Origin of the sequence: Mycolicibacterium novocastrense, from assembly GCF_001570485.1 — a bacterium.
Taxonomy (GTDB): Bacteria; Actinomycetota; Actinomycetes; order Mycobacteriales; family Mycobacteriaceae; genus Mycobacterium; species Mycobacterium novocastrense.
On sequence record NZ_BCTA01000099.1, the window covers coordinates 49,208 to 63,548 of the forward strand.

Consider the following 14,341-nt stretch of genomic DNA (forward strand, 5'->3'; position numbering starts at 1 on the left):
GTGGCGTGAGCGGGTTCGTCGAGCCGGTCGTCCTGACCGGCGACCAATGGGTGGCGTTGGAACCGCTGCGCCGTGAACATATTTCGGAGATCGCGGCCGTCGCCGCCGACGGTGAACTCGGGCGCCTGTGGTTCACCGCGGCGCCCGCAGCCGACTCCGTCGAGCGATGGGTGGAGGCCAGACTGGCGGTGCAGGCGCCCGACACCGGTCTGACCTTCGTGGTGCGGCGCCACGACGGAACACTGGTCGGGTCGTCGAGCTACATGAACGTCGACGGCGCCAACCGGCGGCTCGAGATCGGCAACACCTGGTATGTCGCCTCGGCGCGGCGCACCGGCGTCAACTCCGAGACCAAGCTGCTGATGCTCGGCCATGCGTTCGACGAGTTGGGTTGTTTGGCAGTCGAATTCCGGACGCACTTCTTCAATATGGCCAGCCGTGCGGCGATCGAGCGCCTGGGTGCCAAACTCGACGGGATACTGCGCAGCCACCAGGTGCTGCCCGATGGTTCGCGCCGGGACACTGTGGTGTATTCGATTCTCGACGTCGAGTGGCCGGCTGTGCGCAACAACCTGCGGTACCGGTTGAGCCGTCACGCGTGACGTGCGGCCTCTTGGATGAGCTGAATCCGCGAGGCGCATCCGAGCTTGGCGTAGACATGGGTCAGATGTGTCTGCACGGTGCGCGGCGAGATGAACATCCGCTCGGCGATGGCCTTATTGCCCAGTCCGTCGACCGCGTGACGGACGACGTCCCGCTCGGTCGGCGTGAGCGACTCCCATCCGCTCGCGGGCCGTTTACGGTCGCCCCGCCCGCGTTGGGCGTAAGCGATGGCTTCCTCGGTCGACATGGCCGAACCCTCGGCCCAGATGGCGTTGAACACGCCTTCTCCCAGGGCTTCTCGGCACAGTGCAACCGCATCGTCGTATCCGATCGCGTACACGGGCCACCGAGCCACGCCCATCGCGCTTCGGCCCGCGGTGGCCGCGCCGAAGAGCCGGGCCGCGTGCCGGTGATTGCCATAGTCGGCCGCACAACGCCCGAGAGCTTCGAGCGCCTCGGGAACGCGCAGGAACGCACCGGTGACCAGAGCGAGCGCCAGGGCCTCGTGGGCGTCCCGCTCGGCTTGGTCGCGTTCGCCCTGGGCAAGCGCTACGTGAGCTCGCGCGACGAGCGCGTTCAGTTGGTAATTGCCGACCGTGAGGCCGACCGTTTCGTCGACCCACCGGCGTGCGGCGGCGACCTCACTGCACGCGAGCAGCGCCAGGGTCATCGGAGTGAGGGCTCGCACGTAGGGCATCTGCTCGGGAACGGTTTGTCCTATCGCCGCTTCGCACTCCGCCTTTGCCTCCGCGCCCCGGTCGGCGGCCAGGGCGGAAAGTGCCCAGGCAATGTGAATCTTGTCCTCATGGAAACCGCCCATCGCGATCGAGGTCTCGCGTGCTTCTTCGGATTTCGCCCGAGCCGCCGACGCCCTCCCCTCGAATGCGAACGAGTTGCTCTCGACCGTCAGTGCGAACAACTCGAGCATCGGTTCGCCGGCAGCGTGTGCCGCTTCGCCAAGTCCCCGGAGCACGTCGTCGGCTCCTGACACTCCGCCTTGCCAGCCCATCGCCGTCGCAAGCCAGATCCGGCAATGACGCGACACGAAGCCATCACCGATGGCGTCGGCGACGCGACGACCCTCTTCCGCTGCCAGTTGCGAGGCGATGGGCTGGCCGGCCACATTCGTGGCGACGGCCAGACAGCTGAGGAAATAGCACACCTTTGATCTGTCGCCGCTCCTGCGCGCGAGCTCGATCGCATCAGCCCAGTACGCCTGTGACACCTCCGGGTTGTAGTAGGCCAGCGCGCCGCAGGCGGCCAGGCAGCATGCGATCAGTCCTTGGTCGCCCAGGGCCCGGGCAGCTGCCAGCGCCTCCTGGCCGCGCTCCAAGCTTGCGACTTCGGCGGTCCAGCCGGTCAGAATGCTCCTGTCTGCGACGGCGCGCACCCAGACCGCTGGAGCGACGTCGTCGTCCCGATAGCGCTTGTCATTGAAAACGAGATCGAACGCGGCGATGCCTTCGCGCATCCTGCCGCGCGTCTCCCAGAGCCGCTGCAGAGCCGAGGTCATCTGCAAGGCGGGCTCGAACTCCCCGCTATCGATGCTCCAGGCATGCGCCGCGCGTAGATTCCCGGTCTCCCGCTCCGCCCATCCGATGAGTCCATCGTCGCCCTCCAGCCCAGTTGCCGTGGCGACGTAGTGGTCTCGATGCCGAGCCCGTATCAGGCTGGCTTCGCCTGATTCGGCAAGCTTTTCGAGCGCGTACTGGCGGACGGTCTCGAGCAGGCGATACCGCATGGTGGCCGCGTCTTCCTCGGCGGTGACGAGCGACTTGTCCACGAGCAGGGTGAGCTGGTCGAGGATCTGGAATTCCTCGGCTTCGCTGGTGGCCGCGACAGCGCGCGCAGCGTCGAGGTCGAATCCGTCCATGAATACGCCCAGCCGTCGAAGCAGGACCTGCTCCGGCTCGGTCAACAGCGCATGAGACCAATCAACGGAGGCCCGCAGGGTTTGTTGGCGCCGCATGGTGTTTCGGGCACCGCCGGTGAGGAGCCGGAACCTGTCGTTGAGGCTGTCCGCGATCTGGCGCAGTGACAATGCGCGAATCCGGGCCGCCGCCAACTCGATCGCGAGCGGCATCCCGTCGAGTCGACGGCAGATGTCCGTCATCAGTTGAAGGTCGTCGCCCGAGGCGTGGAACGTGGGCCGCGCCCGTTGGGCCCGGTCGGTGAACAGCGCGACGGCTTCGTTCTGCAACGACAGCGAGGGCACTCGCCAGGTGATCTCTCCGGACACCGCGATCGGTTCACGGCTGGTGGTGAGAATCGTCAACCGCGGGCAACTGCTCAGCAGTCGTGTGATCACGTCACCGCACGCGTCCAGGAGGTGTTCGCAGTTGTCCAGTAGGAGCAGGATTTCGCGGTCACCGATGAAGCGCTGCACCGTCTCAAGGGGGGACCGCCCGGGCTGGTCGGGCAGGCCGAGCGTGCGGGCGATCGTGATCGAGACGACCGCCGGATCGGCGATGGCTGCCAAGTCGACCCACCACAGGCCGTCGTCGAATTCTCCGGACGATGCATTCGCGGCCTCAATGGCGAGACGTGTCTTACCGGCACCACCCGCTCCTGTCAGGGTGACAAGGCGATTGTCGAGGAGCAGCCGGCATACTTCCTCCAGCTGTTGAGCGCGGCCGACGAAGCTGGTCAGTTGTGCCGGGAGATTTTGTGAGCGTGAGCTTTTGGCGGTGCGTAGCGGTGGAAAGTCGTTACGGATTGCGGGGTGACACAGCTGCACCACGCGTTCGGGCTTGGGTAGGTCGCGAACCGGATGCGTCCCGAGTTCGGCGAGCCATGCATCTACGGGTAAGCGGTCGGACACCAAATCGGTTGTCGTACCGGACAAGACGGTCTGCCCGCCGTGCGCAAGATCGCGGATCCGGGCGGTGCGGTTGATGGTGGGGCCGATGTAGTTGGCCTCGTCACGCAATTGCACTTCTCCGGTGTGCAAGCCGATACGCAGCCGGAGCGGTGTCAGTGCAGCGCGCTGTAGGTCAAGGGCGCATGCCACCGCGTCGCTTGCACGCCCGAACGCGATGACGAAGCTGTCACCTTCGCCCTGCTCGATGGGCCGGACGCCGCTGTGCGCGCCGATGACCTCGGCCAGCGTTCGATCAAGGTTGGCGAAGGCCGCCGTCATCTCATCGGGCTGGGTCTCCCAGAGCCGGGTGGATCCCTCGACGTCCGCCAGCAGCAGCGTCACCGTTCCGGTCGGTACCAGCTCGCTCACGCCCAAGTCGCTCCAGTTCAACGGCGCCGCGTCGATTCCAGTCATGCTAACCAGCGTGCGGCCGTCAGCACGGCGAAACATCGGCGCGGATGCGTAGATCTGTCGCAGAGGGGCGCGTAGACACGCCGAAACTGCGGCCAGATCGCAGGATCGGGTTGGAACGCGATCTGACCGCAGTCTCGAATGGGTGCGGCTAGCCGGCTTCGACGGTCGTGGTCTCGATCGACTTCTGGCCGCCGCCGTGGGCGACGTCGATCTTGCGCGGCTTGGCGCGTTCGGCCATCGGGATGGTCACGGACAGCACGCCGTTCTCGTAGGTGGCCGAAATCTTCGACGCGTCAATGCCTTCGCCGAGGGACAGCTGCCTGCGGTAGGTGCCGAAGAACCGTTCGTTGGCCAGCCACTGCACACCGTCATCCGAGCGTGCCGTGCGGTGTGCGGAGATGGTCAGCGTGCCGTTGTCGACGCTGACGTCCACCGAGCCGGGGTCCACGCCGGGCAGATCCGCGGTCAGCAGGTAGTGGTCGTCGACCTTGCACAGGTCCATCGGCATGAACCGGGGGGAACGATTTGATCCGGTCTGGTTCGTCAGCAGGCCCCGGGTCAGAGCATCAAGTTCGGTGAACGGATCAAAGCGAAGCACAGCAATCCACCTCCTATGCCACTCAGAGCCCGCCACCCTGGCGGGCAGCCAAATTACTGTGCGCACCTGTAAGTTTAGCACTCGACGCCAGAGAGTGCCAGAAAATTTTCAGGAGATTTCCACGGCCGAGACCTGTGCGCCGGCCAGCGGTCGGCCGCATCCGTCGCATGTGAAGACGGCGGTGAAGCGCTGCCCGCATGCGGTGTGGGTCAGCACGACCGCAGGCCCCTCGAGGTCGGTGAACCAGCGCTGAGCCCACTGCAAAGCCGACACCAGAATCGGGAACAGCGCACGGCCCTTCTCGGTCAGCTCGTACCGGGTGCCGACGTCGACGAGGACCCCGTTGGCGGTGAAGATGGCCAACCGGTCGGCGATCGATCCGGGCGGCGCGCCGAACTGAGCCTGGAAGTCGGTGAACCGCCGAACGCCGACGAATGCCGCTACCAGCAGCGCGAAGCCCCAGCGGTTCCCCATGACACTCATCGTCTGCGGAAACAGACCCGCAGACGATTGCTGATCGGCCGCCGAGCGCCTGCGCGTCATGGTGGTCGAGGGCACCGATCGCTCCCACGACCCACTCGGACCCCATTGAGCGACAACATCTTTGTCACCTGCGCTCTCGCCGCACGAACGGCACGTCACCATCGGGGTGAAATCGGCGCCGCATGCGGCATGGCGCATGGCGGGCAGCGGCTCGGCGTGGCCGGGCACCCAGCGACGCTCCCACTCCCAGATCGACAGCAACACCGGCCACAGCGACCGGCCGCGCCGCGTGCCGAGGTACTCGAAACGCGGTGGCCGGTCTTGGTATTGACGACGCTCGAGCAGTCCCGCATCCGTCAGCGTCCGAAGCCGCGCCGTCAGCACGGAGTTGGAGATCGGCAGGCGAGACTTGAAGTCACCGAACCGGGTCGCCCCCAGCAGCGACTGCTGCATGACGAGCAGCGTCCATTCGTCGCCGAGCAACCCGAGCATGCGGGCGACGGCGTTCGGCTCGGACACGGGCTCGGATGGGGGCACCTACAGGCCGATGGCCTCGGCCGCCGTATCGGTCTCCCGCCACCGTCGCAGCTCCGACCCCGGAGCCCACGTCGAGTGCGTTCCGCTGGAAATGCGTTCCGGCAGTGCCAGTTTGCACACCGGTCCGTCGTCGACGCTCGCCGCGTCGAACACCAGGCAGAAGGAGGCGTCGGCGATCATGTCGGTGGTGAGCGTGACCAGGTAGCCGTCGTCCTCGGCAGTGGCCCCCGAACGCGCCGCCATCGCGGTTTCGCTGCCGTACACCCCGTCGGGGAAGCTGAACCGCTGTTCGGCACCGGTCTGCAGATCGTGTTTGACCAGGCCGTCGAACAGGAACCAGCCCGGCCTGCCGGTGGCCGCGTACGTGTAGCGGTAGGGCAGCCCGGCGTAACCGCTGTTGATCATGCCGAATTCGGTGATGGAGTCCGTCAGCTGCTCCTCGGTGGTCTGCCCGGTGACGAGGTCGAACCGCCACCGGTGCAACCGAGTCTGCAGCCCGTCGAGGGAGAGGTACCGGAACATCTTCTGGTACACGTCGCCGGTGCCCACCGGTGTGGGATCGCCCTGGAAGAACCCGTCGAGGACGATTTCGTCGCCGTCTTCGTACGCGTTCGTGAAGTGCAGCACGAACGTCGGATCGGCCTCGAACCACCGGATGTCGGCGGCTCCTCCGCGGCGGGGGATCACGGCGAACCGCGACGGTATGTCCTGGTGGAATCCGGGAAAGTGGAGGTCGGCTTCGAGCAGCTCGGGATCCCAGAACATCGGAAAGTCGTTGAGGATCGCGTAGTTCTCGGTGAACGCCATATCGTGCGGCAGCCGAGGACCGGGAAGCGGTACGTCGGTGAGGTGGACGAGGTCGCCGCCCTCGTCGACGACGCCGTAGCGCATGTACGGGTCCTGTTTGCTGTACGAGAAGAACAACAGTTCGCCGGTGCGGTCGTCGACCTTCGGGTGCGCCGAGACGCCCCAGTCCGCGGGGAATCGGCCGTGCCAGTCCTCCTTGCCGAGGGTGTCGCCGGAGAACGGGTCGATGCGGTAAAGATCGCCGCACTGATAGTGACTGGTGAGCGCGACGCCGCGATGCACGATGACGTCGGTGCTCGACGCGTCCTTCATCAGGGTCCGCGCGCCCCAGCCATAGTCGCGCTTGGCCAACTCGATCGGCTCGGCCAGCCCCGGCCACAGCGGTCCGCCGGCATCGTTTTCGGCCAGCAGACCGTCGGTACGGACAAAGCGGTTGCGGTAGAACGCTTCGCCATCACGGAAGCCGACGATGTGCACCATGCCGTCACCATCGAAGGGGTGATAGAGCTTCAACGCCGGATGCAGCGGATTCTCGGTGTTGCGCAGGTAGACACCGTCCAGGTCGGACGGGATCTCGCCCTCGACCACCGCGAGGTCGTCGGCATTCCACTCCGTGTTCTGGGGACGCCAGGGTCCGGTGCGGTAGGGGTGGTCGTCGTCATCCGGAAGCGTCGAGAGGTACTTGCCGACGATCTCCACATTCGCGCTGCCCATGTCAGGCCCTCCCGCCGATGAAACTGGGGTCTCGGCGGTGCGACCGTCGATGACAGAGACGGTACTACAACTAAGAGAGTGACCTCCCGGGGATGGCCGAAGAGGGCGGCCCCGCCGGCTCCTGTCTGAACCGACGAGACCTCAGCGCGAGTAACGGTCGACCGTCACCCGAGCTTGAACCACGACATGCCCAATACCAAGAACGCCAAACAATCGTGTACACCGAAGCCCGAAGGGGAAGACTTCTGGCCATGACGCAGCCTCGTACGCATGAACTGGCTGAGCGGATGGCCGAGCTCGCACGGGCGTCTGCTCCGCCGCGCACGGTCGACGACGTGCTGAACGACGTCACAGCCACCGCGCGCGAGCTGATGCCCGGTGCGGACACGGTGGGCGTGCTGTTGATCGGTAGGGGAGGCAAGTTTGAATCGCTGGCCGGGACGTCAGAGCTACCCCACACACTCGACGAGATCCAGATGCAGTCCGGCGAGGGCCCTTGCGTCGAGGCCGCACTGAACGAATCGATTCTGCGAACCGATGACTTCCGCACGGAAGAGCGCTGGCCGCTATACGCCGCGGCCGCGGTCGAGCACGGTGTGTTCAGCGGTCTGTCGGTCAAGCTCTATACCGCCGATCGCAGCGCCGGAGCGCTCAACATGTTCGGCTTCAAACCGAACGCCTTCGATGCCGAGGACGAAACCATCGGCACGGTGCTGGCCGCACACGCCGCGGCGGCGATCCTGGCCAGCCGGGAAGGTGAACAGCTGAAGTCGGCGATGGCCACCCGGGATCGCATCGGTCAGGCCAAGGGCATCATCATGGAGCGCTACGGCGTCGACGAGATGCGGGCCTTCGAGATGCTCAAACAGCTCTCCCAGGACAGCAACGTCAAGCTCGCGGACGTCGCGCAGCGCGTCATCGACACGCGCAGCGGCGCCTGAACCGCGAGCCGTTCGATAAGTCACCAGTCGGATCCATCGGCAGTTGGTGACCTTCGACTCTTCGGTACGCCCCGCAAACCGTCGAGCATGGGGGGCGTGGCTTACTCGACGCCGGTCAGGAGGAGGAGATGAGCTCGACGGCAGCGAAGCCGGGTCCGCGCGGCATCGTGGTCGGAGTGGACGGATCTCCGCCGTCTCGGGTGGCGACCGACTGGGCCGCGCGTGACGCAGCGTTGCGGGGCGTGCCCTTGACCGTGGTCCATGTGCTGCCGTCGAACGGCGGATGGGTGGACCTGCCGACGTCCGGCGAGTTCGCCGTCGAGCGGCAGCGCCGCGGGACGGCGGTGATCAACGACGCTCTGGGGCTCGTGAGCGATGCCCTCGGCGCCGCGCCCGACATCGAGGTCAATCATCGCGTCCTCACCGGCGCCACGGTTCCCGAACTGGTCGACCTGTCCCAGAGCGCCGAGTTGATCGTCGTCGGCTGCCGTGGCCTGGGAGGTGTCAAGGGTCTGCTGCTCGGCTCGGTCAGCTCCGGTCTTGTGCATCACGCGCACTGCCCGGTGGCGGTGATCCATGACGAGGACCCCCTGATGGATCATCCGGCGACGGCTCCGGTGGTGGTCGGCATCGACGGCTCGCCCGCCTCGGAGCTGGCTACCGAGATCGCCTTCGACGAGGCCGATCGTCGCGGCGTGGGGCTGCTCGCCGTGCACGTATGGACGGGCAGCAGAGATCTCGGCGCACAGGAGAGCGGTACACGGCCGGAAGAGGAACTGGCGCAACGCCTTGCCGGCTGGAGCGAGCGCTATCCCGATGTCGTCGTTCAGCGCATCGTCGGCCCGGGTGATCCCGCCCGCCGGCTGCTCGAGGAATCCGAGCGCGCCCAACTCCTCGTGGTGGGCAGCCGCGGTCTCGGCGGCTTCTCCGGGATGTTGCTCGGCTCGGTGAGCTCGGCGGTCGCGCAGGCGGCACGCATGCCGGTCATCATCGCTCGGCGCTGACGCCCAGGGACTTTCGCCTCTACGCCGCAGCGCGCGACACGGGTCATGATGGCTTCACGGGCCAACGAATCCCGAAGACAGGAGTTTCCATGCGAACAGGTGCGGTGGTGGTCGGCGTGGACGGCAGCGATGCCGCGGGCAATGCCGCCCGATGGGCGGCAGCGGTGGCATCGAGATACAACACGTCGTTGCACATCGTGCATGCGCTACCGGCCGTCGGGCACAACCTGACGGACACCGTCGCCGCGATGCGAGCGGCCGTCCTCGCGCACCAGCGCGAAAATGCCGACGCCATTCTGCGCCGCGCAGAGGAGATCGTGCGCGCGCAGGAAACCGAACTCGAGGTGACGACTCTGTCCACCGATGTTCCCATCACCGAGGTGCTGGTGGAACTCGGCAAGAGCGCACGGATGATCGTTGTCGGCAACGATGAAGTCACCGCTGCGGGTGCACTGTTGCTGGGCTCGACGACACTGGCCGTCGCCACGCGCGCCGACTGCCCCGTTGTCGCGTGGCGAGGGTCAAACCTCGTGCCGACGGACGATCCGGTAGTCGTCGGGGTGGACGGGACTCCGTCGTCTCTGGCCGCCTTGGAGAACGCATTTGAATTCTGCGAACGGTTCAACGCGAAGTTGGCGGCCGTACGATCGACGTCGTCGCCGCTGCGCACGGTCGCCGCACGACTGCCGCTGCTGATCGACTGGGATGCGCTCGAGACGGCGGAGTGGGCGCAGCTGACGAATGACGTCGACCGATACAACCAGCGCTACCCACAGGTTTCGGCACCGTGTTTCGTCGAGCACGCCAAACCCGCTGCGGCACTCATCGATCGTTCTCACGCGGACGGCGCGCAGCTGCTGGTGGTCGGAAGCCATCGGAAGCCCGCGCTCACCAGCGCCATCCTGGGGTCGACCGCGTTGAATCTGTTGCAACACGCCACCGTTCCGGTCATGGTCTGCCGACCGAGCCGATGACGGGCAGGCCGTCTTTCGCGGTTAGGGTCTTCCGGCCCTGTTGCCCAGAGGGTGGCTGCGGGAGGGTTCAGATATGACGACCGCGTCGGTTACTGCGAGCACCCGCCGAGACCCGTTGACCGGCAACGGGAATCTCCACGCGGAGGTCCATGAGACACACACGGGGCTGGTTGCGCTCATCGGGGACCGCGCATACAAGACGAAGAAAGCGATCGTCACGGACTTCCTCGACTTCGGCACCCGCGAGCTTCGCGAGCAGGCGTGTCAACGCGAAGTGGCCCTGAATCGCAGGTTGGCGCCCGACAGCTATCTCGGTGTCGGCCACTTCGCCGCGCCGGGAGAGCCCGCCGAACCCGTCATCGTGATGCGTCGATATCCCGAATCCGCCCGGCTCGCCGCGCTCGTCCGCAACGGTGATGCCGTCCACGGATACCTCACCGCCATCGCGGACCGATTGGCGCGGTTCCACCGGGAGGCGCTACGAGGCCCCCAGATCGACGAACAGGCGACGGCTGCGGTGATCTCGGATCGCTGGCACCAGAATCTCGCTGAGCTGAGGCGATACGTCGACAGCGTCATCCCCGAGGCGACGCTTCGCGAGGTCACACGCCTGGCCGACCGGTACGTGGCCGGCCGTGACCAACTGTTCGCGCAGCGGATCGCGTCGGGCCGCGTCGTCGACGGTCACGGGGACCTGCTGACACAGGACATCTTCTGCACGCCTGACGGTCCGGTGCTGCTGGACTGCCTCGAATTCGATGATCGACTGCGCTACGTCGACGGTGTCGACGACGCCGCCTTCCTCGCGATGGACCTGGAGTTCCTCGGCCGCAAAGACCTCGCCGAGCACTTCTTCGACGAGTACCTGCGACGGGCCGACAACCCAGCACCGCGGTCCCTGAGGGAGTTCAGCGTCGCGTACCGCGCCGTGGTGCGGGCCAAGGTGGACTGCATCCGCGTCGATCAAGGGCACAGCGAAGCGGCGGCCGACGCGATACGCCATCTCGACATCGCTCTCGCCCACCTGAGATCGTGCACCGTCCGGTTGGTCATCGTCGGCGGCGGTCCGGGAACCGGCAAGACCACCGTCGCGCACGGCCTGGCAGAACAAGTGAACGCCCGGGTCATCTCCACCGACGCGGTGCGCCGCGAGCTACAACGGTCCGGCGTCATCGCCGGGCAGGTCGGCGAGCTGCACGAGGGACTGTATGCACCAGAGAACGTGCGCGCCGTCTATGACGAGGTGCTGCGTCGAGCCCGTGCGCTGCTGTCCACCGGTCAGACAGTTGTGCTCGACGGCACCTGGCGCGATGCGCAGCAACAGGAGAGGGCGTACCGACTGGCTACCGAGACCTCTTCGGCGCTAGTGCATTTCGTGTGTGCGCTCTCACCGTCGCAGGCCGCCCAACGGGTCGTGGCCAGAGGGCCGTCGAGTTCGGATGCGACACCACAGATCGCCGTCGCGCTCGGCGAGAACGCAGGCACGGGCCCATTCCACCGAATCGACACCGCTCATCCGCTTGAGGAATCGGTGAACGAGGCGCACCGGATATTTCAGCTGGCTGTCGGTGGGGGTCGTGATGACGGAGCAGTTGACGGCGCTTGACGCGATTCCCCGGTGCCGTCATTCGACATGACCGGCTTCGTCCTGATGAATTGCTTTGAACGGTGGCAGGATGCCCTTGCGCTGCGCCACCCCGATGTTGGCCATGACGTGCTCGAGCAACTCGTCGTAGGCGGAGCCGTCGATCAGAAGCTCGGCCGGCCCGTGATGTAACAGGTAGGCGTCCAGGCGCCGGTCGATCGGCCAGTCGACATAGATCGGTCCGGCGAATTCCGAGCGGAAGAAACCCCACACGATCGTGTCACGCCTCTCCTCGGTCTCCTCGTCGTGCTCGGTTGGGTTCATCTCATGGCCTTGGCGTCGGCTGGATCCATGCCCGCCTCACCTCAACCGTGCGGCTTCGAGTAGCAGCCGCCGCTCGGCTGCGGCGATGACCCGCCGGGTGGCATCAGCGGCATCGGGGTTGACCGATACCGACGTGATGCCCATCCGCACCAGGTATTCGGCGAATGCCGGGTTCGTGGACGGCGCCTGACCGCACAGTGACGAGGTGATGCCGTGTTTCCTTGCCGTGCCGATGATCTGGCCGATGGCATCGAGCACGGCGGGGTCGGATTCGTCGAACAACTCAGCGCACACATCGGAATCACGGTCCACCCCGAGCATCAGCTGAGTCAGATCGTTGCTTCCGATCGACACTCCGTCGATGCCCATCCCGATGAATTCGGGAAGCCAGTGCACGACCGAAGGCACCTCGGCCATCACCCAGCGGTGCAAACCCCGCTGCCGGCCGAGCGGACTCGCGTCGACGAGCTCGAGGCAAGCCTCGAGTTCCCATTTGGTGCGGACGAACGGGATCATCAGCCCGACATTGGGCGACCGCTCCCGCACCCGCGCCAGCGCCTCCAGTTCCAGCGCGAACAGGTCCGGCTCGTTCACATATCGGTAGCAGCCGCGATAGCCGATCATCGGGTTGTGTTCGATCGGCTCGTAGGTCTCGCCGCCCTTCAAGCCGCGGAATTCGTTGGTGCGGAAGTCCGTCGCCCGATAGATGACCGGCCTAGGTGCGAACGCTGCGGCGATTCGCCCGACAGACGCCCCCAACTGGTCCACAAGCGTGGCCTGCTCCCCGTGGGCGATGAGGTCACGGGGATGACGGCCGCCCAGCGCCTCGGTCAGCATGAACTCGGCGCGCAACAGCCCCACACCGTCAACCGGTTGTGCGGCAACGGTTTCGGCGGACTCGGGCATGGCCAGGTTGACGTAGACCTTCGTGCCGGTGGCTTCGCTCTGCGGTCGGCCCGGGGCACCCTGCTCAATCGCCGATGTCGTCGACGACGGCCGCACCCGGCCGGACACCACCTCGCCGCGGGCCCCGTCGACCGTGACCGTCGTACCGTCGTGGAGGTCTCTGGTCGCAGTCCGGGTCCCGACGACGCACGGCACGCTCAATTCGCGAGCCACGATTGCGGCGTGGCACGTCATGCCGCCGGTGTCGGTCACCAGCGCCGCGGCTCGGCGGATGGTGGGCAACCAGTCGGGATTGGTCATCTGCGCGACGAGGATCTCGCCCTCCTCCAACTTCGCGCCCTCGTCGGGTGACTCCAGCACCCGCACCTTTCCCGAGGCGAGTCCGGGTGCCGCGGCCAGGCCGCGGGCCAGCACCAGGTGCTTGTCTGCGGCGGCGGGAGTGGTGTGGCCCAGCGTGGTGATCGGCCGCGCCTGAACCAGATAGGTCTTACCCCCCGCGATCGCCCACTCGGTGTCCTGGGGGCAACCGTTGTGTCGCTCGGTCGCGATGGCCAGTTCGGCTATCGAGCGCAGTTCTTCGTCGGTCAGTACGCGGGCATCGGCCTGAGATTCGTCGAGGTCGACGACGGCATCGTGCCCGTCGTCGCCACGCACGATTTTGAAGGCCTTGTGGCCGAGTCGGACATCGAGGGGTTGGCGCGTCTCCTTGGAGACGATGTAGGTGTCGGGCTCGACCTCACCGGACACCACGACCTCGCCGAGACCGAACGCTCCCTCGATGACGACTCGGTCCTGGGCGCCGTTGCTGGGGTCGGCGGTGAATGCGACTCCGGCCTTTTCCGAATGGACCATCTCTTGTATGACGACCGCCATCGCCGGGTCACTGGTGAAGCCGCGGCTGGCGCGGTAGGTGATGACGCGCGGGCTGAACAGCGACATCCAACACCGCACCACCGCCTCCACCAGCGCCTCGTCGCCGGTGACGTTGGTGATGGTGGCGTTCATTCCCGCGAATGAGGCGTCCGCGCCGTCCTCGCCGGTGGCCGAGGATCGCACCGCGACCACCGCGCCCGGCCCCAAGCCGTGGTACGCCGACAGGATCAGCCGTCGCACCTCGTCGTCGGCACCGGCCTTGCGCACCAGGCCCTGCATGCGCTCGGAGAGCTCGGTGAGCATGGCGGTGTCGGCGACGGCGTCGAGCGCCTCTCGATGCAACGCGTTCAGCTCGGCTTCGACCCCGCCGGACCTCATGGACCGGCGGTAACAATCCCGCAGCAGAACGAATCCGGGTGGAACGGGCAGGTTGGCGGCGACCAACTCACCCATGTTGGCGCCCTTGCCTCCGGCCTCTTCGGCATCGGCGATCGTCAGCTCGGAGATATCGCGGATGAAGGTGAGATCGTCTCGAACGTCCATAGGGCTCATCCTGCTCCGGACGGCGTGTGGGACGTACCGTCGGAGGGCCACGACGGTGAGGACCAACGTCCCGATCGCGGAAGTGCTTAAGTCCCTAACCGGTTCGATGAGTGACTTCGGTCCCTTCCCCCCGGGACCGCTGAAGAGATCCGATGGGGACACGATCTCTTTCGGA

Annotated in this window: 11 protein-coding genes; 5 read left to right on the top strand and 6 right to left on the bottom strand. The window is 66.4% G+C overall.

The genetic code is table 11. The annotated features are described in order from the left end of the window. Positions 1-5: 5 nt before the first annotated feature. The gene (locus RMCN_RS29560; protein ID WP_067396807.1) at positions 6-602 is read left to right on the top strand and encodes a GNAT family N-acetyltransferase; all 597 of its coding nucleotides are present in this window, start codon (positions 6-8) and stop codon (positions 600-602) included. On the opposite strand, the gene RMCN_RS29565 is transcribed toward RMCN_RS29560, so the two are convergent. The 4 genes from RMCN_RS29565 to RMCN_RS29580 all read right to left on the bottom strand — a co-directional run bounded on the left by RMCN_RS29565 (position 593) and on the right by RMCN_RS29580 (position 7,016). Then, positions 593-3,877, bottom strand: a complete 3,285-nt coding sequence (locus RMCN_RS29565; RefSeq protein ID WP_067396702.1) for a LuxR family transcriptional regulator — start codon at positions 3,875-3,877, stop codon at positions 593-595. The two genes, RMCN_RS29560 and RMCN_RS29565, sit on opposite strands and share 10 nt — an antisense overlap. Positions 3,878-4,025: 148 nt before the next feature. Then, the gene (locus RMCN_RS29570) at positions 4,026-4,475 is read right to left on the bottom strand and encodes an Hsp20/alpha crystallin family protein (protein WP_067087341.1); all 450 of its coding nucleotides are present in this window, start codon (positions 4,473-4,475) and stop codon (positions 4,026-4,028) included. A 108-nt stretch (positions 4,476-4,583) separates the two neighbouring features. After that, the gene (locus RMCN_RS29575; RefSeq protein ID WP_067396809.1) at positions 4,584-5,450 is read right to left on the bottom strand and encodes a winged helix-turn-helix transcriptional regulator; all 867 of its coding nucleotides are present in this window, start codon (positions 5,448-5,450) and stop codon (positions 4,584-4,586) included. A 45-nt stretch (positions 5,451-5,495) separates the two neighbouring features. Continuing rightward, positions 5,496-7,016, bottom strand: coding sequence for a carotenoid oxygenase family protein (locus RMCN_RS29580; RefSeq protein WP_067396704.1), 1,521 nt, complete (start codon positions 7,014-7,016; stop codon positions 5,496-5,498). Between the two features lie 251 nt (positions 7,017-7,267). Here RMCN_RS29580 and RMCN_RS29585 point away from each other — a divergent pair, with 251 nt between their 5' ends. The 4 genes from RMCN_RS29585 to RMCN_RS29600 all read left to right on the top strand — a co-directional run bounded on the left by RMCN_RS29585 (position 7,268) and on the right by RMCN_RS29600 (position 11,541). Continuing rightward, entirely contained in the window at positions 7,268-7,957 is a 690-nt protein-coding gene (locus RMCN_RS29585; protein ID WP_067396706.1) for a GAF and ANTAR domain-containing protein, read from the top strand. Between the two features lie 128 nt (positions 7,958-8,085). Next, the gene (locus tag RMCN_RS29590; RefSeq protein ID WP_067396707.1) at positions 8,086-8,961 is read left to right on the top strand and encodes a universal stress protein; all 876 of its coding nucleotides are present in this window, start codon (positions 8,086-8,088) and stop codon (positions 8,959-8,961) included. Between the two features lie 89 nt (positions 8,962-9,050). Further along, positions 9,051-9,935: a universal stress protein gene (locus RMCN_RS29595; protein ID WP_067396710.1), complete on the top strand. Its 885-nt coding sequence runs from the start codon at positions 9,051-9,053 to the stop codon at positions 9,933-9,935. A gap of 73 nt (positions 9,936-10,008) precedes the next feature. Next, positions 10,009-11,541 (top strand): bifunctional aminoglycoside phosphotransferase/ATP-binding protein, encoded by a 1,533-nt coding sequence (locus tag RMCN_RS29600; protein ID WP_067396712.1) that lies wholly within the window; start codon positions 10,009-10,011, stop codon positions 11,539-11,541. 18 nt (positions 11,542-11,559) lie between these two features. Here RMCN_RS29600 and RMCN_RS29605 read toward each other — a convergent pair whose 3' ends face one another. Both RMCN_RS29605 and ppsA read right to left on the bottom strand, forming a co-directional pair. After that, positions 11,560-11,844 (bottom strand): hypothetical protein, encoded by a 285-nt coding sequence (locus tag RMCN_RS29605; protein WP_067396714.1) that lies wholly within the window; start codon positions 11,842-11,844, stop codon positions 11,560-11,562. Positions 11,845-11,880: 36 nt separating this feature from the next. Further along, positions 11,881-14,166 (bottom strand): phosphoenolpyruvate synthase, encoded by a 2,286-nt coding sequence (gene ppsA, locus RMCN_RS29610; RefSeq protein ID WP_067396715.1) that lies wholly within the window; start codon positions 14,164-14,166, stop codon positions 11,881-11,883. Positions 14,167-14,341 lie beyond the last annotated feature (175 nt).

Coding starts and splice junctions, on each gene's coding strand:
- RMCN_RS29565 (WP_067396702.1), bottom strand. CDS start 3,877: ATGACTGGAATCGACGCGGCGCCGTTGAACTGGAGCGACTTGGGCGTG.
- RMCN_RS29575 (WP_067396809.1), bottom strand. CDS start 5,450: ATGCTCGGGTTGCTCGGCGACGAATGGACGCTGCTCGTCATGCAGCAG.
- RMCN_RS29580 (WP_067396704.1), bottom strand. CDS start 7,016: ATGGGCAGCGCGAATGTGGAGATCGTCGGCAAGTACCTCTCGACGCTT.
- RMCN_RS29585 (WP_067396706.1), top strand. CDS start 7,268: ATGACGCAGCCTCGTACGCATGAACTGGCTGAGCGGATGGCCGAGCTC.
- RMCN_RS29590 (WP_067396707.1), top strand. CDS start 8,086: ATGAGCTCGACGGCAGCGAAGCCGGGTCCGCGCGGCATCGTGGTCGGA.
- RMCN_RS29595 (WP_067396710.1), top strand. CDS start 9,051: ATGCGAACAGGTGCGGTGGTGGTCGGCGTGGACGGCAGCGATGCCGCG.
- RMCN_RS29600 (WP_067396712.1), top strand. CDS start 10,009: ATGACGACCGCGTCGGTTACTGCGAGCACCCGCCGAGACCCGTTGACC.
- RMCN_RS29605 (WP_067396714.1), bottom strand. CDS start 11,844: ATGAACCCAACCGAGCACGACGAGGAGACCGAGGAGAGGCGTGACACG.
- ppsA (WP_067396715.1), bottom strand. CDS start 14,166: ATGGACGTTCGAGACGATCTCACCTTCATCCGCGATATCTCCGAGCTG.